Origin of the sequence: uncultured Enterovirga sp. (assembly GCF_964242715.1) — a bacterium.
Lineage (GTDB): Bacteria > Pseudomonadota > Alphaproteobacteria > Rhizobiales > Beijerinckiaceae > Enterovirga.
This window is the reverse complement of the sequence record NZ_CAXTAZ010000040.1, coordinates 1-16728: the sequence shown is the minus strand read 5'-3', so window position 1 is coordinate 16728 and position 16728 is coordinate 1. Positions and strand designations below refer to the sequence as shown.

Genomic DNA, 16728 nt, shown 5'->3' with positions numbered 1-16728 from the left:
CGTCGGCGCGGACATTTCTGAGGGAGCGGGCGTTGGCGACGATTGGTGCGATCTTCCGGGCGGTGCGCCGCCCCCTTTCCGGGAAGGTCGACGTCGTCGTCGTCGGCGCAGGCGCGGCAGGGATCGCGGCCGCCCGTCTTTGCCTCGCAAAGGGCCTGAGCCTTGCCGTTCTGGAGGCACGCGACCGCGTCGGCGGACGTGCCGTCACGGCGGAATTCGGAGGCCACGCGATCGATCTCGGCGCGCATTGGCTGCATGCCGGGCGCCTGAACCCGCTGGTCCGGCTGGGCTTTGCCCGGGGCGAGCCGCTGCGCCGTGCGCCTCGGGACGGCCCGGTCCTCGTCAATGGCCAGTTCCGCGGGCGGGCGGAGCGCCGCGCCCACGGCGAGGCCTTCGAGCGAGCGGACCGGGCTTTCGCGGCCGCGTCCCGTGAAGCCGACGACCGAAGCCTCGCCTCCGCCTTTCCCCCGCTCGGGATGTGGGGCCGGCCTGCGGAAGCGACCTTCGCCCTGGTCAGCGGCCGGCCGCTCGAGGAGGTGAGCGTGAAGGACTTCCCGAGCGACGAGTTCGGGGACAATTATTTCCTCCGCGGCGGCTACGGGACCTATCTGGCCCGGCTCGCGGCCGGTCTCCCGGTCGCGCTCGGTTGTCCGGTCAGGACGATCGACTGGTCAGGGCAGGGCGTTTCCGTCGAGACGTCAGCGGGCCGAATCGAGGCCGGCGCGGCGATCGTGACGGCGCCCCTGCCGGTTCTCGCGGGGGGTGGGCTCCGATTCACCCCGGACCTGCCGCACGACCTCGCGGCCGCGATCGCCGGCTTCCTGCCCGGGACCTACGAGCACGTCGTCCTGAACTGGCCGGAAGGCCCGTTCCGGGCGCCCGACAGGCTGGCGAAGCTCGTCGGGCAGCGCGACAGCCACGGCATGCTGACCTGTATCGACAGGGCCCCGTTTCACTATCTCGAAATGGACCACGCCACGGTGGCCTCGCTGGCTGGACGGGACCGGGAAGCGCTCGGGCGCTTGGCTCGCGAGATCCTGGTCGGACATTTCGGCCGCGGGGTCCTGCGCAGTCTCCGGGTCATCGCGGTGACGGATTGGGTCGGGGATCCCTGGTCACGGACCGCATGGGCCGTCGCCCCGCCCGGACATGCGGGCGCTCGCGACGTTCTCACCCGGCCGGTCGGGGATCGGATATGGCTGGCCGGGGAGGCCAATGTGCGGGCGATGTGGGGCACCGTCGGTGGTGCGTGGGATTCGGGCGAGGAAGCCGCCACGGCGGTGGCCGAGCGCCTCCGCCCCGCCGTGTGAGCGATCCCCGAAAGGCCCGTATTTCCAACCTCTCGCAAAGGCCCTACTCGGCGCAGAGCAGAGGCGGAGAGCACATCATGTCGGGTCACGGTCACGGCGCTGTAGAGGGGTCCAACAAGCGGGTCGCCCTGTTGATCTCGGTCCTGGCCCTGTTCCTCGCCATGGCGGAGACGCTGGCCAAGAGCGCGCAGACGAGCGCGCTCGGGGACAACATCGAGGCGTCGAATCTCTGGGCCTTCTTCCAGGCGAAGACCGTGCGGATGACCGTCGTGAGGACGGCGGCCGAGAATGCCGAGCTGCAGCGCGCCGCGGTGCCGGAGGGCTTGGGCGACGAGGTCTATCGCAAGCGCGTCGATTTCTGGACCAAGGCCTCGGCGCGCTGGGATTCCGAGCCCGAGACGGGCGAGGGCCGGAAGGAACTCTCGGCCCGGGCGAAGCAGGCCGAAGCTCGTGCGGCCACGAACCTTGCCAGATACCATCACTTCGAGCTCGGGTCGGCCGCATTCCAGATCGCGATCGTGCTGGCCTCGGCCATGCTGATCACCGGTGTCGCGGCTTTGGCCTGGGCCGGGATCGCGCTCGGCGTCGGGGGTCTCGCGATGACGGCGATCGGGCTCTTCGCGCCCAACGCCGTCCACCTGTTCTGATCGGGCGCGATGCTCACCTTCGCCATCGGCGACATTCACGGCTGCCTCGCGCTCCTCGTCGATCTCCTGCGGCAGATCGAGCGCGCGGCGAGGCATGGCCCGCATCGCATCGTCTGCCTGGGCGATCTGATCGACCGGGGACCCGACAGCGCCGGCGTGGTCCGGATGCTTCGGGACATGCAGGCGCGGGAGCCGGGTCGGCTCGTCTGCCTCAAGGGCAACCATGAGGACCTGATGCTCCGCGCCGCGCGGCGCGACGCCTCGGTCGGGGTCTGGCTCGCGAATGGCGGGCGCGAGACCCTGGAATCCTTCGGGGCCGGGGATATCGGCGACGTCCCGGCCGACATTCTCGCCTGGATCGAGGCCTGCCCGACCTTCCTCGACGACGGGCGGCGCTACTTCGTCCATGCCGGGCTGAACCCGGCTTCCGACCGCGAGCACCAGCGCGACGCCGACCGGCTCTGGATCCGGGAGGTGTTCCTGGAATCCGATCACGATTTCGGACGCTACGTCGTGCATGGCCACACGCCAATCCGCACGGCCCGGCCCGATGCGAGGCGCACGCGCCTGAACATCGACACCGCTGCCGCCTATGGCGGGCGCCTCACCGCCGCGATCTTCACGGACGAGGAGGATCGCGCCGTGGACTTTCTCCAGGCCGGCTAGCCGAACGAATCAGGCCGCGCGAGCCCAGCCCAGGAAGGAAAACGGCTTGTCCCGCTTGCGGCGGCGGCGTTCCGCCAATTCTTCGCGAAGGGTCGCGATCACCCGGGGATTTAGGATGTCGCCGTCGCGCGTGATGATCCAGGCATGGTCCGCATCTCCTTCGCCGGCCGCCTTCAGGGCGTCGTCGAGCGTCGGATACACGCATTCCTCCTCGGACCCATCCTCGGCAGGCCAGAAGAAGAGCTTCGCGGGAGCAGCCCAGTCATACTTCAGCGCCATCGTGCCGTCCCTCACGCAACAGGTAGCGAGGACGGGAGTAAGACCCGGGCAGGGTTATCGTTCGGCTAACGGGATCGGCGAGTCGTGTCCCGAAATGCCCGCCACACAAGCGGTTGCTCGTCGCAGGTCTGGAAGGTGAGGGATGAACCACGCCGCTCTTGCGGAGCTGTGAAATAGTCCGGGGCGAAGCCGAAGGCGTGCCGCTCGGTCCTGGCCGGGGGCGGCGTGGTGAGCGGGTTTCGGGCCTCCAGGCACACGAGCCAGAGGAGACGCCCGGTCCCGTCCCGGATCAGGATCGGGTCCGAGATCGACAGCCCGCGCAATGCCGCAGGCTCGACGAAGAAGCCCTTGGCCCAGGTCGCGATCCGGGCCCCGTAGCCGCGCTCGATCGGCCTCAGGCTGCCGAATCCAACTGCCTCTTGGTCCTGGGCCGATGCCCCGACGGCCGTCGCACCGTAGAGCAGCGAGGCAAGGAGGACAGGCCTTAGCGCGAACATTTCGGATCCATGGTGCCCCTGGCCGGAATCGAACCAGCACTTCCTCGCGGAAACCTGATTTTGAGTCAGGCGCGTCTACCAGTTCCGCCACAGGGGCCCAAGCGGCGCCTAACATCGGGGGTGGAGAGGGTCAATGCGACGCGCCCCGGACGGGGTCGAAAGCTGGCCCGCGTCGCGCGCCCATGCTCAAAGGCCGGCAGGCGGGACGACCACCGCCGGGGATCACGCCTGAGCCATGCTGCGATCGCTTTACAACTGGGTTCTGAACCTCTCGGCCCGGCCCTCGGCTCCCTACGCGCTTGGCGCCGTCTCGTTTGCGGAGAGCTCGTTCTTCCCGATCCCGCCCGACGTGATGCTGGTACCGATGGCGCTCGCCCGGCCGGATCGCGCCTATTTCTACGCAGCCCTCACGACCATCACCTCGGTCCTGGGCGGCCTGCTCGGCTACGCGATCGGTGCGCTGCTCTACGATTCCGTCGGGCAATGGCTCTTTTCGCTCTACGGCCTCGACAAGGGCGCCGAGGCGTTCAGGGCCGCCTATGCGCAATACGGTCACTGGATCATCCTGTTGAAGGGGCTGACCCCGATCCCCTACAAGCTCGTCACCATCACTTCGGGCTTCGCGGGCTACGACCTCGTCTGGTTCACGATCCTGTCGATCGTGACCCGCGGTGCGCGCTTCGGCATCCTTGCCGCGCTCCTCGGCCGGTATGGACCCGCGATCCGCGGGATCCTCGACCGGCATCTCGGCCTGGTGACGGCCGTTCTTGTCGTGATCGTCTTGGGCGGCTTCGCGGCCATCAAGTTGATCTACTGAGGCCGGCTCATGATCGCGCCCGTCTACCGGACGCGCCCGATAGCGCTCGCGATCCTGGCGATCGCGGGAGCGACGATCGGCGGCGCGCTCGTGTCGCAGCAAGTCTTCGGGCTCGCGCCGTGCAAGCTCTGCCTGATCCAGCGCTGGCCGTATTATGCCGGCGTGCCGTTGGCCGCTCTGACGGCGTACCTGCCTCCGGGCGGCCCGCGACGGGTCGGCTTCGCGCTCCTCGCGCTGGTGTTCCTGGTCAGCGCGGGGCTGGGCGCCCACCATGCCGGAGTGGAGTGGGGGTTCTGGCCGGGCCCGATCGATTGCGCCGGTGACGCGGGCGCTGCGCCGCCGCGCGTGGACGACTTTCTCAAGCAGCTCGACGGGGCGCGCGTCGTTAATTGCGCCGACGCCGCGTTTCGGGTGCTCGGCCTCTCGCTCGCGGGTTGGAACGCGCTGATCTCGCTCGCCCTCGCGGCTATAGCCATCCGGGGCGCGACGATCCGGTGATCGCCTACGGCTCGAGCTCGGTGTCCCAATACAGGTAGTCGAGCCAGCTCTCGTGCAGGAAGTTCGGCGGGAACATACGTCCGTTGCGATGCAGGTCGTGCAGGCTCGGCGCGTACGGCATCTGCCGCGGCCACATGTCGACCGAGCGGGGGAGGTGGTCGCCTTTCAGGAGATTGCAGGGCGAGCAGGCCGCGACGACGTTCTCCCAGGTCGTGAGGCCGCCTTTCGAGCGCGGGATCAGGTGGTCGAAGGTGAGGTCCTCGCGTGCGCCGCAATATTGGCAGGTGAAGCGGTCGCGCAGGAAGACGTTGAACCGCGTGAAGGCCGGGTCCCGAGAGGGCTGGACGTAGGTCTTCAGTGAGACCACGGACGGAAGCCGCATCTCGAACGAGGGCGAGCGAACGGTCGTGTCGTATTCCGACACGATGTTCACGCGATCGAGGAACACCGCCTTGATCGCATCCTGCCAGCACCAGATCGACAGCGGGTAGTAGCTGAGCGGTCGATAATCCGCATTGAGGACGAGGGCCGGGCAGGATTCCGCCCGGGGAGGCTGAACATGAACCGTCAAGTCGCCTCCTCCGGCAGGATGAGGGCTACAGGGCTCGCACTGGGCCAGATACTATCGATTCCATGGCGGGCTTGTGAAGCTCGCATGCTGCGGGAGCGTTGTCGCATTCACAGGAGGCCCGGATGCCCGCCATTTTGAAGGGATCGTGCCGATGCGGCTCGGTCCGGTTCTCGGTCGAGAGCCACACGCCTGTCGCCTACCAGCTCTGCTATTGCTCGATCTGCCGGAAGACGGCCGGCGGAGGCGGCTACGCGATCAATCTCGGCGCGGATGCCCGAACCCTGACGATCGAGGGCGCCGAGTCGATCTCCGTGTTCCGGGCCGAGATCGAGGACGACGAGACCGGCGCGTGCCGGACGAGCACCGGCGAGCGCAACTTCTGCCGGGGCTGCGGCTCGGCGCTGTGGCTCTTCGATCCCGAATGGCCCGAACTCGTCCATCCCTTCGCCTCGGCCATCGACAGCGCGCTTCCGGTGCCACCCGAGAGGGTCCACATCATGCTCGCCTCGAAGGCGAGCTGGGTCGTTCCAAATGTCGGAGAGCGGGATGTCGAGTTCGACACTTATCCGGACCAGTCGATCGAGGACTGGCACAGGACGCGCGGTGTGTGGGTGGACTGAGCCGCCCCGAAGGCGGGCGGCCTCGACGGGCAAGCGCTGCCGCCCCTGATCGAACCCGGTCTGAGCGATCTTCTCGGCGAGAGATCTCGAAGCCTAAAAGATCCGTCCGGGCGGCAGCCCGTCAGCGCGTGGGAACGGGGTGCTCGCCGCGGTAATCGTAGAAGCCGCGCTTGGCTTTCCGGCCGAGCCAGCCGGCCTCGACATATTTCACCAGCAGAGGGCAAGGGCGGTATTTCGAATCCGCCAGCCCCTCATGCAGAACCTGCATGACCGAGAGACAGGTATCGAGGCCGATGAAGTCGGCGAGCTGGAGCGGCCCCATCGGATGGTTGGCGCCGAGCCGCATGGCGGTGTCGATCGAATCGACCGAGCCCACGCCCTCGTAGAGGACGTAGATCGCCTCGTTGATCATCGGCAGGAGAATTCGATTGACGATGAAGGCCGGAAAATCCTCGGCCGTGGTCGTGGTCTTCCCGAGCTTGCCGATGAAAGCCTTCGCGGCTTCGAAGGTCGGATCCTCGGTCGCGATGCCGCGGATGAGCTCGACGAGCTGCATCACCGGGACCGGATTCATGAAGTGGATGCCGATGAAGCGCTCGGGCCGGTCGGTCGCGGCCGCGAGACGCGTGATCGAGATCGAGGAGGTGTTGGTCGCCAGGATCGTATGGTGGGGCAGGGACGGGCAGATCGCGACCAGGATCTTGCGCTTGACCTCCTCGTTCTCGGTCGCGGCCTCGATCACGAGGTCGCATTCGGCGAGGGCCTCGTAATCCACCGCCGGCTGGATGCGGCCGAGCGCGATCCGGCGGTCGTCGTCGCCGATCGCGCCCTTGGCAACCTGCCGGGCCAGATTGCCGTTAATGGTCGCGAGGCCCTGGCGGATGCGCTCCTCGGACAGGTCGTTCAGGCGGACCTCGAGGCCGGCCAGCGCGCAGACATGGGCGATGCCATTGCCCATCTGTCCGGCGCCGACGACGCCAACCGTGCGGATGTCAGTGGTCATGATGGCCTGGCTGTCCCGCGGTGCAGATACGGCACGGCCGCGATCAAGGTTTCGGCTTGCCGAGTTCCTGGTCAAGCTCGGGGAGGAGCTTGAACAGGTCGCCGACGAGGCCGTAATCGGCGATCTGAAAGATCGGGGCGTCGTCGTCCTTGTTGATCGCGACGATGACCTTCGAATCCTTCATCCCGGCGAGATGCTGGATCGCGCCCGAGATGCCGACGGCGATGTAGAGGTCCGGCGCCACGACCTTTCCGGTCTGGCCGACCTGCCAGTCGTTCGGGGCGTAGCCCGCATCGACCGCGGCCCGGGAGGCGCCCATGGCCGCGCCGAGCTTGTCCGCGATCGGTTCGATATAGGTCGTGAACGCGTCCTTGGAGCCGAGCGAACGTCCGCCCGAGATGATGATCTTCGCCGCCGTCAGCTCCGGCCGGTCGAGTTTCACGATCTCCTCGCCCTTGAAGGTCGAGATGCCCGGATCCTCCGCAGCCTGCGCCGGCTCGATCGGCGCCTGGCTGCTGCCGTCGGGCGCCGCCTGGAAGACGGAGGTCCGCACCGTCAGGAGCTTCTTGCCGTCCGTCGACTGCACGGTCTGCACGGCGTTGCCGGCATAGATCGGTCGCTCGAACGTGTCGGGGGAGACGATCTTCGTCACGTCGGAAATCTGCATGACGTCGAGCAGGGCTGCGACCCTCGGCAGCACGTTCTTGCCGCTGGTCGTCGCCGGCGCGACGATCGCGTCATAGGGTCCGGCGAGCGAGACGATGAGGGCCGCGAGCGGTTCTGCGAGCAGATGCTCGTAGCGGGCATCCTCGGCCGACAGCACCTTCTCGATCCCGTCGAGCTTCGCGGCGGCTTGCGCAGCCGGAGCCGAACCCGTGACGAGGACGTGGACCGGTGCGCCCAGCGCCTTGGCAGCCGTCAGCGCCTTGCGGGTCCCGTCGGAGATGGCGGCACCGTCATGGTCGGCGAGAAGAAGGGTTGTCATGCAGGGACCTTAGGCTGGCCTTCGGGGCTTCCGCTCAGATGACGCCGGCTTCGTTCTTCAGCCGATCGACGAGCTCGACGACGGAGCCGAGCTTGGCGCCGGCCTTCCGGCCGCCCGGCTCGACGGTCTTGAGGACCGTCAGGCGAGGCGTTGTGTCGACTCCGAGATCGGCCGCGCTCATCTCGGCGATCGGCTTCTTCTTGGCCTTCATGATGTTCGGGAGCGACGCGTAGCGGGGCTCGTTCAGACGCAGATCCGTCGTGACGACGGCCGGCAGGCGAAGCGACACCGTCTGGAGCCCGCCATCGACCTCGCGCGTGACCTCCGCGGAACCGTCGGCCAGTTCGAGTTTCGAGGCGAAGGTGCCCTGGGGCCAGCCGAGAAGCGCCGCCAGCATCTGCCCGGTCTGGTTCGCGTCGTCGTCGATCGCCTGCTTGCCGAGAATGACGAGGTCGGGGCTTTCCTGCGCCACGATCGCCTTCAGGATCTTGGCCACGGCGAGCGGCTCGACCTGACCCTCGACCTTCACCAGGATGCCGCGGTCGGCACCCATGGCGAGCGCGGTCCGGATGGTCTCCTGCGCCTGCTGCGGGCCGATCGAGACGGCGACGATCTCCGTGACCTTGCCCTTCTCCTTCAGACGGATCGCCTCTTCGACCGCGATCTCGTCGAAGGGGTTCATAGACATCTTCACGTTGGCGAGTTCGACACCGGAGCCGTCAGGCCTGACCCGGATCTTCACATTGTAGTCGATGACCCGTTTCACGGGCACGAGGACCTTCATCGAACTCCGTCCCTGAATCACCTGGAGGGCCGCAAGCGCGCGGCCGTTCGTTGGGGCTCGACGCCCTCAAAGCATGCAGGCGCGGGACGGTAAAGACGCATCCGGGTTTTTGCAACGATGCGCCCGGCGCAAGACTAGCGACGACGAAGTCCTAACGGTTCTGGCCTGGCACCCACAGGACGTCGGCAACGCCGTTCCCGTTCGCGTGTCGCGAGGCGACGAACAGGTGGTCGGAGAGGCGATTCAGGTACTTGATCGAGTCCGGCGAGACGCGCTCGTCCGGCTTCTCGGCGAGGGCCACAACGAGCCGCTCCGCGCGGCGGCAGACCGTCCGGGCGAGATGGAGATAGGCGGCCGCCGGCGTGCCGCCGGGCAGGATGAAGGAGGTCAGGGGCGCGAGAGCCTCGTTCATCGCGTCGATCTCGCGCTCGAGCCGGTCCACCTGAGAGGGCAGGATGCGCAAAGCCTCGCGTTTCGGGACTTCGCTCGGCGGCGTCGCGAGGTCGGCGCCGAGGTCGAACAGGTCGTTCTGGATGCGGCCCAGCATGGCATCCATGTCGCCCTCCCGGCCGGTATGGAGCCGGACGAGCCCGATAGCCGCGTTGGTCTCGTCGACGGTGCCGTAGGCGTCGATCCGAAGGTCGTGCTTCGGTCGCCGCTGACCATCGGCCAGCTGCGTCCGGCCGCCGTCGCCGGCCCGGGTATAGATGCGGTTGAGCGCGACCATTTTTCCTCCGGACAGAACCCGAGGGCTCCGGCCTCACGAATGCGACGTCTTGGCCCAGATCACCAGCATGATCACGACGATGGCGACGAACTGCAGCATCACCCGCGCCCGCATCAACTGCTGCGACCGTTGCGGGCTTCCGCCCCGCATCATGTTGACGAGGCCAAGTAGCAACACGATCGCCACGACCGCGATCGCGAGCGTGACCAGGACATTCGAAAGCGACATCGGTGGTCCAGGTGAAGAGCGCTAGTTCCGGCGCAGGAGGCGCTCGAAATAGTCGAGTTCCTCGCGCGGCCGGGTCGGGTCGCCGAGCTTGCGGCGCAGCTCCTCGAGGATGCGCCGGGCGCGTTCGACCGCCGATTCGCTCGCGCTCGGAATGCGGACACGGCCGTCCGAGAAGTCGCGCGATCGCGTCGGCCGGCCGAGCGGGTCGTCGCTGCGCGGATCGTTCGAGGCGCGGCCTTGCGGGTTGCCGGGCCCGCCCGGCTCGCCGCCCTGATCGTCGCCGTCATTCTGGCCCATCATCCGCTGCATCTGCTGGGCCATGCCCTGCATGCCGCGCTGAAGTCCTTCGAGCGCTCGTCCCTGGCTGTCCACGGCCTCGCCTTCGCGACCGCCCCGGCCGAGCTGGCCTTCGGCATCCCGCATCGCGCCTTCCGCGTCGCCGAATCCCTGCTCGCCCTGCATGCCCATGCCGCGCATGCGCCGCTGCATCTGTTCGAGGCGCTCCCGCAAGGCCTGCTGCCGGCGTCCGAGCCCCTGGCCGCCCTGCTGGCCCTGGCCGCCCTCTCCGGATTCGGCCTGCTCCTGACCTTCCCCGCCCTGGCCTTGCTGTCCCTGCTGCCCCTGCTCACCGCGCTGGCCTCTCTGGCCCCGCTGCCCCTGCTGGCCCTGTCCGGGACGCCGGCCCTGCTGGCTCCGCTGCTGTTGGCCTTCGCGATAGGTTTCGTCGCGGAGCTGCTGCTGTTCGCGGACCATTTCGTCGAGCTCCTCCATCTGCCGGCCCATCTCGCGCGACATGGGATCGCTCATCCGGCTGTTGGGCCGGGCCATGCGGAGGTTTTCGAGGACGTTCTTCAACTGGTCGAGCAGGCGCTGCGCCTCGGCCATGTCGCCGCGCTTCATCGCGTCCTGCATCTCCTGGATCATGCGATTCAGGTCGTTCTGAGTGATGGTGCGCTCGGGCCCGTTCGGCTGCCGCTCGGCGCTTTGCCCGTCGCGCTTCATCTGCTCGGCGAATTCGCGCAGGAACCGGTCCATGGCGCGGCGAAGTTCGTCGGTGAGCTGCGCGATCTCCTTCTCGCCCGCGCCTCGCTCCATGGCCTCGCGCAGGCGCTCCTGAGCGGCCCGAAGCTCGCGCTCGGCATCCGAAAGATCGCCCTCCTCGATCTGCAGGGCCATGGCCCAGAGCCATTCGGCGACGCCCGACAGGTCTTCGTCGCTCCTGGCCGTCCGGTAACGATCCGCGGCTGCCCGGAGCCCGAGGAAAATTCCCCATTCGGGCGTGAATTGCTCGGGCGCGATCAGCAGGGCGTCGAGCGCGGTCTGGACGGGTCGGCGATTGTCCGGGTCGAGGATGATGTTGCGGCGTTGCTCGACCAGCGCCTTGGCGAGGGGCTTGGTGAAGGGTCGTTGCGGCAGGGTGAAGTCGAAGGCCGCGCTCGTGCCCTCCTGGTCGGCCTCGTCGCGAGCGGCCAGCATCACCCGCACGCGAGCACCGGCCCAGGGATGCTCCGTCAGGTCGGCCGTGGTCTTCGCCTCCTCGCCGGCGCGGTGGTCGCCCGGAAGCTGAAGCGCGACGGTCGGCGGCGCGACGAGCGAACGCCGGCCCTGGGTGGAATCCCGCCGTTCGATCCGCACCGTGGCGGAAGTCAGGCCGTAATCGTCCTTCGCCTTGTAGGCGACGGTGAAGGTGCCCCGGGCATTCGTCTCGGGTGCACCTGAGAGCACGATCTCCGGGACACGGTCGGGGATGGCTTCGATGACGAGCCGCATCCCATTCGAGAGACCCGCCCGGGCGACGATGCCGCTCGAAATCACGAGTTCGGTCGATCCGGTCAGCTTGTAGCGCTGCTCGCGGAGATCCGGGATTGAGCCTCCCGGCGCCGGCCCTGCGGTGGTCGTGTTGGCGGCCGGCGTTGCGACCGGCGACAGCCCGGGTCCGGGCGTCAGGGTGGCTTCGCCCCGGCCCGCCATCCGGACGACCAGCGTCGACCCGACCGGCGCCCGCAGCCGCTGCTCGCCCGCGGCGAGGTCGATCATCAGCGGCGGCAGGCGGGTGTAGAGCGGCGGATCGATCCAGCCATCGATCCGGAAGGCGGCGACGGGAGCGCTCACCCCGCGCCAGTCGAAGGCCGCGCCGATTCGGGAGCCGATTTCGGGTCCGGCCACGAAAGCCGCGGCGGCAGCGGCGACGATGCCTATGGCCCGAACGGCGAAACGATCCCGTCCGGCCATGCCGGGCCGGGGCGCCGCGACCGTGAGCGAGCGGATCGAGGCTTCCGCCCGCCGGAGATGAAGCGCCCACAGGGCCCGCGCACCGGGGTCGCCGGCGCCGAGCGCCATCGTATCTTCGAGCGTGCGGGCAGGCCTGTGACCCGCAGCCGAATCCCGGTCGACGCGGTCGAGCGCCTGGTTGCGGCGCGGTATCCGGACACGGAGCGCGGGAAGGAGCGAGAGGATGAGTGCGACCGCGAAAAGCGCGACGCCGATCATGCGGCCGAGGGCGGGCAGATCGAGCCAGAGGCCGAGCCAGGACCCGACCAGGAACAAGAGTACGATGCCGAGCGGACCCCACAACGCGGGCCAGACCTGCTCCCAAACCAGGGTCGCACGCGCGCGGCGGACGAGGTCGGAAAGCCTGCGCCGCAGCTCGCCTTCGCGGCCGGCCGGTCCGCCCGGAGCGGGTGCGGCGGCCATCAGGAGATCGACGCCGGGTGACGGGAGCGGATCAGCATCATGCGTGGACGATACCATGTCCGGCGGACCCCGCCAGTGCAGCCGTTTGGCGCGGGCTCGGCTCTAGGCCAGCCAGGGCGGCAGGCGGTCCTGCCCGATCAGGTCGTCCAGGCTCGGGCGCGGGCGCACCACCGCGTGCGTGTCGCCCCGGACCAGCACCTCCGGAACCAGCGGGCGGCTGTTATAGGTCCCCGCCTGCACGGCGCCGTAGGCGCCGGCCGTCATAACGGCCAGGAGGTCGCCGGGTCGCGCCTCGGGCAGGTCGCGGCCGAGGGCAAGGTAATCGCCCGTCTCGCAGACCGGGCCGACCACGTCGGCGACCATGCGGCCCACGCCGGGCGGCGGTTCGACGACATGCACGATGTCGTGATGAGCATCGTACAGCGTCGGCCTGATCAGGTCGTTCATGGCCGCGTCCACGATCAGGAAGGTCCGGTCCGCGCCCTCCTTCACGTAGATCACCCGGGTGACGAGAGTCCCGGCATTGCCGCAGATCATGCGGCCGATCTCGAAGACGAGCTTGAGCCCAAGGTCACGCGTCCGGGCCGTGACGATCTCGGCGTAAGCCTTCGGGTCGGGCGGTGCCGGATCGCCGAGCCGGTACGGGATGCCGAGGCCGCCGCCGAGGTCGATATGGGTAAGCGCGTGGCCTGAGCGCATGAGGTCGCGCGCGAGTTCGGCCAGGAGCTCGGTCGCGTTGGCAAAGGGTTCGAGATCGGTGATCTGGCTGCCGATATGCATGTCGACGCCGGTGATGCGCAGCCCCGGCAGCCGGGCTGCGGCCGCGTAGGCGTCGCGGGCCCGCGTGATCGGGATGCCGAACTTGTTCTCGGCCTTTCCGGTCGAGATCTTGGCGTGGGTCTTGGCGTCCACGTCCGGATTGACCCGGATCGAGATCGGCGCCGTCCGTCCGCGGGACACCGCGACGGCAGAGAGCGCCTCCATCTCGGGCTCGCTCTCGACGTTGAAGCAGAGAATGCCGGCATCAAGGGCTGCCGCCATCTCGGCCGGCTGCTTGCCGACGCCCGAGAAGACGATCCGGTCCGGCGGCGTTCCGGCCGCGATCGCACGGCGGAGTTCCCCCTCCGAGACGATGTCCATCCCGGCTCCGAGCCGGGCCAGGCTCGCCAGCACGGCCTGGTTGGAATTCGCCTTCACGGCAAAGCAGACGAGCGCGTCCTGGCCGGCAAAGGCGTCAGAGAAGACCCGATAGTGCCGCTCGAGGGTCGCGGTCGAATAGCAATAGAAGGGTGTGCCGACGTCCTCGGACAGATACTGCAGGTTCACGCCTTCGGCGTGGAGGATTCCGTCGCGATACTGGAAATGGTGCACGCGCGGCCGACGTCAGAGAAGCGGGTCGAGGATGAAGGGCTCCTTCGGAACCTGGTAGGCGCGGCTTCGTCGGCGCGACGCCGTCGGCACGGGCTGCGGCGAAACACCCGCATTGGGGTCTTCCTCCTCCGTGTCGTCTTCCACGGTCAGCTGCGTCGCCGATCCCGGCGAGGTCACGAGGCGGCCCGAATTCGGGCGGGCGTCGTTTCCGGCCGGACCCGTGGCGGCCGCCTGCCGCCTCGGCGCGCCGGCCGGGGCGGCAGGATCGACGGGCGCTTCGGGCTGGCCGCGCCGACCGCAGGCACCGAGGCCGAGCGCCATCACGCAGGCGATCAAGACGACGAGAGAGGATCCGCGCGGGGCGGATCCGGGGCGAAGGGTCATCCGGCGGCTCCGAGATTTCGCGAAGCTAAAGCACAAGGCTCGGGCGCAGGCGAGGGCCGCGCCGGGAGGCTCAGCCGACAGCCGGCGCCCTGAGCCGTAAAAGCCACTGCTCGGCCTCGCGGCGGACGTTGTCGGGTGCGGTGCCGCCATGGCTCGTGCGGCTCCGGACCGAAGCCTCGACGCCCAGAACGGCGAAGACGTCCTCGGTGATGCGTGGCTCCACGGCCTGCATGTCGCAGAGCGCGAGTTCGTCGAGGCCGATCTCGCGCGACGCCGCCTCGCCGACGAGCCGTCCCGTCACGTGATGCGCGTCGCGAAACGGCAAGCCCAGCACGCGCACGAGCCAGTCGGCGAGGTCGGTGGCGGTGGCGTAGCCCGCTCCGGCCCAATGCCGCATCACGTCGGGATCGGGCTGCATGTCGCGGACCATGCCGGCCGTCGCGGCGATGCAGAGCGAGAGGGTCTGGAGGGCGTCGAAGGCTCCTTCCTTGTCCTCCTGCATGTCCTTGCCATAGGCAAGCGGCAGGCCCTTGAGGACGACCAGCAGGCCCTGGAGCGCGCCGAGCACCCGGCCGGTCTTGCCCCGCACGAGTTCGGCCGCGTCCGGGTTGCGCTTCTGCGGCATGATCGAAGAGCCGGTGGTGTAGGCGTCGGAGAGCCGCACGAAGGCGAATTGCGGGGTCGTCCAGAGGACGATCTCCTCCGCGAAACGCGACAGGTGCACGGCCGCGATCGAGGCCGCCGCGAGCGCTTCCAGCACGAAATCCCGGTCCGACACCGAATCGAGCGAGTTCGCGGTCGGCCGGTCGAAACCGAGCGAGGCCGCCGTCCGGTGGCGGTCGATCGGGAACGACGTTCCGGCAAGGGCGGCCGCGCCGAGCGGCGATTCGTTAAGCCTTCGGCGGGCATCGGCGAAGCGGCCGCGGTCGCGCGCGATCATCTCGACATAGGCGAGGAGATGGTGGCCGAAGGTCACCGGCTGGGCCGATTGCAGATGGGTGAAGCCCGGCATCACGGCATCGGAGAAGCTGGCCGCCTTCTCGGCCAGCGCGAGCTGCAGGTCGGCGAGCTGCGCGTCGAGCCCGTCGATGGCGTCCCGCACCCACAGCTTCATGTCGGTCGCGACCTGGTCGTTGCGCGACCGCGCCGTATGCAGCCGGCCGGCGCCCGGCCCGATCAGGTCCTTGAGGCGGCTCTCGACATTCATGTGGATGTCTTCGAGGGCGCGCGAGAAGGGCAGCTCGCCCCGCTCGATCTCGCCCGCGATCGTCTCCAGGCCCTCGCGGATCGCCGTGCCGTCCGCCTCGGACAGGATCCCGGCCGCGACCAGCATCTCGGCATGCGCCAGAGAGCCGCGGATATCCTGGCTGGCGAGGCGCTTGTCGAAATCGATCGAGGCGTTGATCTCCTGCATGATCTCGGCCGGACCGCTCGCGAACCGTCCTCCCCACATTCGGTTGCTCATGGCCCTGGCCCGTCTTTCATGATCCGCACGCCTCTCCGGCGCATTCTCGCAGGAACGCTCGCCCTCGCGGCCGTCGCGCTCGGGCTATACGGGACGCTCAGATACGCGGGCAACCGCCCGAACCCGGCCTGCGCGGCCTCGGCGGCCGCGCTGCCGCGTCTCGCGTCCGCGGCGCGCGGGAAGGTGGCGGCCTTTCAGGTTGCTTCTCGCGCGGAGCCCGCACCCGCCCTCGGCTTCGCCGGCCCTGATGGCCGCCGCGCGACCCTCGCGGATTTCCGCGGCGGCACCGTGCTGCTGAATCTCTGGGCGACCTGGTGCGAGCCCTGCAAGAGAGAGATGCCCGCGCTCGATCGCCTGCAATCCGAACTCGGCGGACCTGCCTTCAAGGTCGTGGCGGTGAATATCGACACCCGCAATCTCGAACGCCCGGCGGCGTGGTTGCGGGACGCCGGCATCACGGCGCTCGCCTTCTATTCGGATCGGGAGGCCAAGATCTTCCAGGACCTTCGCAATGCCGGCGAGACCGAGGGTCTGCCGACCACGCTCCTGATCGGTCCGGACGGCTGCCGCCTCGGTCGTCTCGCCGGGTGGGCGGAATGGGCGAGTCCGGACGGGCTCGCCCTCGTTCGCGCCGCACTCCCCTGATCGGCTCGCCGTAGGACGGGTGCCCGCAGGCGAATGCCGTCTGCGCTCTCGCAGGCGGGATCGGAATGGCTGCCGTCGCGTTGAGCCGCACAAAGCGCCGCGATCGGCGACGGAGGCCATAATGAACAACGAGACGCGAGAGACGAGCCGGGTCGAGGTCGAAAAAACGACGAAGTCAACGGGCGTGGGATCGACGGCGAGTCCGGGAGACAAGAAGCTCGTGGAGAACTCGAAGGAAAATCTCGACGAGAAGCTCGACAACGCCGTCGACGAAACGTTTCCCGGGAGCGATCCGGTCTCGGTGAAAATCACGAAGTGACCGGCAAAGTCCGAGATTCTGAGGCCTAGCCCGAGGAATTCGACATGGCGTGGCCGGGACAAGCCCGGCCATCACACCCGGAAAACGGCTATTGTGTCTCGAGCAGCCGGCGCGCGATGATGTGAGCCTGGATTTCGGCCGCACCCTCGAAGATCGATAGGACGCGGGCGTCGCAGAGAAGCCGGCTCACGGGATATTCCAGCGCGAAGCCGTTACCG

Annotated in this window: 21 protein-coding genes and 1 tRNA gene; 8 read left to right on the top strand and 14 right to left on the bottom strand. The window is 68.6% G+C overall.

Features of this window, described 5'->3' with window-relative positions:
• Positions 1 to 32 precede the first annotated feature (32 nt).
• From ACFE87_RS17840 to ACFE87_RS17830, 3 genes are all read left to right on the top strand, one after another.
• On the top strand, positions 33 to 1310 hold the full coding sequence (locus tag ACFE87_RS17840; protein ID WP_375461002.1) for a flavin monoamine oxidase family protein: 1278 nt from the start codon (positions 33 to 35) through the stop codon (positions 1308 to 1310).
• Positions 1311 to 1387: 77 nt separating this feature from the next.
• Positions 1388 to 1957 carry a DUF4337 domain-containing protein gene (locus ACFE87_RS17835; protein WP_375461001.1) on the top strand — a complete coding sequence of 190 codons (570 nt, stop codon included), beginning with the start codon at positions 1388 to 1390 and terminating at the stop codon, positions 1955 to 1957.
• A 9-nt stretch (positions 1958 to 1966) separates the two neighbouring features.
• Positions 1967 to 2623, top strand: a complete 657-nt coding sequence (locus ACFE87_RS17830; protein WP_375461000.1) for a metallophosphoesterase family protein — start codon at positions 1967 to 1969, stop codon at positions 2621 to 2623.
• A 9-nt stretch (positions 2624 to 2632) separates the two neighbouring features.
• Here the strand turns inward: ACFE87_RS17830 and ACFE87_RS17825 are convergent, their stop codons facing one another.
• From ACFE87_RS17825 to ACFE87_RS17815, 3 genes are all read right to left on the bottom strand, one after another.
• Complete coding sequence (locus tag ACFE87_RS17825) at positions 2633 to 2902, bottom strand: hypothetical protein (RefSeq protein ID WP_375460999.1); 270 nt, start codon at positions 2900 to 2902, stop codon at positions 2633 to 2635.
• A gap of 65 nt (positions 2903 to 2967) precedes the next feature.
• Positions 2968 to 3399, bottom strand: a complete 432-nt coding sequence (locus ACFE87_RS17820) for a hypothetical protein (RefSeq protein ID WP_375460998.1) — start codon at positions 3397 to 3399, stop codon at positions 2968 to 2970.
• A gap of 10 nt (positions 3400 to 3409) precedes the next feature.
• Positions 3410 to 3496: transfer RNA gene (locus ACFE87_RS17815), tRNA-Leu, on the bottom strand.
• A 138-nt stretch (positions 3497 to 3634) separates the two neighbouring features.
• Between ACFE87_RS17815 and ACFE87_RS17810 the strand changes: the two genes are divergently transcribed.
• Complete coding sequence (locus ACFE87_RS17810; RefSeq protein ID WP_375460997.1) at positions 3635 to 4216, top strand: YqaA family protein; 582 nt, start codon at positions 3635 to 3637, stop codon at positions 4214 to 4216.
• Positions 4217 to 4225: 9 nt separating this feature from the next.
• Positions 4226 to 4714, top strand: coding sequence for a disulfide bond formation protein B (locus tag ACFE87_RS17805; protein ID WP_375460996.1), 489 nt, complete (start codon positions 4226 to 4228; stop codon positions 4712 to 4714).
• Between the two features lie 4 nt (positions 4715 to 4718).
• Here the strand turns inward: ACFE87_RS17805 and ACFE87_RS17800 are convergent, their stop codons facing one another.
• On the bottom strand, positions 4719 to 5285 hold the full coding sequence (locus tag ACFE87_RS17800; protein WP_375460995.1) for an HNH endonuclease: 567 nt from the start codon (positions 5283 to 5285) through the stop codon (positions 4719 to 4721).
• Between the two features lie 122 nt (positions 5286 to 5407).
• Between ACFE87_RS17800 and ACFE87_RS17795 the strand changes: the two genes are divergently transcribed.
• Positions 5408 to 5905, top strand: a complete 498-nt coding sequence (locus ACFE87_RS17795) for a GFA family protein (RefSeq protein WP_375460994.1) — start codon at positions 5408 to 5410, stop codon at positions 5903 to 5905.
• Positions 5906 to 6026: 121 nt separating this feature from the next.
• Here the strand turns inward: ACFE87_RS17795 and ACFE87_RS17790 are convergent, their stop codons facing one another.
• From ACFE87_RS17790 to argH, 9 genes are all read right to left on the bottom strand, one after another.
• On the bottom strand, positions 6027 to 6908 hold the full coding sequence (locus ACFE87_RS17790) for a 3-hydroxybutyryl-CoA dehydrogenase (protein WP_375460993.1): 882 nt from the start codon (positions 6906 to 6908) through the stop codon (positions 6027 to 6029).
• A 43-nt stretch (positions 6909 to 6951) separates the two neighbouring features.
• On the bottom strand, positions 6952 to 7893 hold the full coding sequence (locus ACFE87_RS17785) for an electron transfer flavoprotein subunit alpha/FixB family protein (protein ID WP_375460992.1): 942 nt from the start codon (positions 7891 to 7893) through the stop codon (positions 6952 to 6954).
• Between the two features lie 34 nt (positions 7894 to 7927).
• Positions 7928 to 8677, bottom strand: a complete 750-nt coding sequence (locus tag ACFE87_RS17780; RefSeq protein WP_375460991.1) for an electron transfer flavoprotein subunit beta/FixA family protein — start codon at positions 8675 to 8677, stop codon at positions 7928 to 7930.
• A gap of 151 nt (positions 8678 to 8828) precedes the next feature.
• Positions 8829 to 9404, bottom strand: coding sequence for a cob(I)yrinic acid a,c-diamide adenosyltransferase (locus ACFE87_RS17775; RefSeq protein WP_375460990.1), 576 nt, complete (start codon positions 9402 to 9404; stop codon positions 8829 to 8831).
• A gap of 33 nt (positions 9405 to 9437) precedes the next feature.
• Entirely contained in the window at positions 9438 to 9632 is a 195-nt protein-coding gene (locus ACFE87_RS17770; protein ID WP_375460989.1) for a twin transmembrane helix small protein, read from the bottom strand.
• 21 nt (positions 9633 to 9653) lie between these two features.
• Positions 9654 to 12326: a TIGR02302 family protein gene (locus ACFE87_RS17765; RefSeq protein WP_375460988.1), complete on the bottom strand. Its 2673-nt coding sequence runs from the start codon at positions 12324 to 12326 to the stop codon at positions 9654 to 9656.
• 102 nt (positions 12327 to 12428) lie between these two features.
• On the bottom strand, positions 12429 to 13697 hold the full coding sequence (gene lysA, locus ACFE87_RS17760) for a diaminopimelate decarboxylase (protein ID WP_375460987.1): 1269 nt from the start codon (positions 13695 to 13697) through the stop codon (positions 12429 to 12431).
• A gap of 12 nt (positions 13698 to 13709) precedes the next feature.
• Entirely contained in the window at positions 13710 to 14081 is a 372-nt protein-coding gene (locus ACFE87_RS17755; RefSeq protein ID WP_375460986.1) for a hypothetical protein, read from the bottom strand.
• Between the two features lie 70 nt (positions 14082 to 14151).
• Entirely contained in the window at positions 14152 to 15546 is a 1395-nt protein-coding gene (argH, locus tag ACFE87_RS17750) for an argininosuccinate lyase (RefSeq protein ID WP_375460985.1), read from the bottom strand.
• Between the two features lie 18 nt (positions 15547 to 15564).
• Here argH and ACFE87_RS17745 point away from each other — a divergent pair, with 18 nt between their 5' ends.
• Together ACFE87_RS17745 and ACFE87_RS17740 are read left to right on the top strand one after the other, a co-directional pair.
• Entirely contained in the window at positions 15565 to 16191 is a 627-nt protein-coding gene (locus ACFE87_RS17745) for a TlpA family protein disulfide reductase (RefSeq protein WP_375460984.1), read from the top strand.
• 121 nt (positions 16192 to 16312) lie between these two features.
• A complete protein-coding gene (locus ACFE87_RS17740) occupies positions 16313 to 16510 on the top strand; it encodes a hypothetical protein (RefSeq protein WP_375460983.1) in 198 nt (65 codons plus the stop codon).
• 88 nt (positions 16511 to 16598) lie between these two features.
• On the opposite strand, the gene ACFE87_RS17735 is transcribed toward ACFE87_RS17740, so the two are convergent.
• The coding region (locus ACFE87_RS17735) for an acyl-CoA dehydrogenase family protein (protein ID WP_375461029.1) at positions 16599 to 16728 on the bottom strand (130 nt) is incomplete at its 5' end.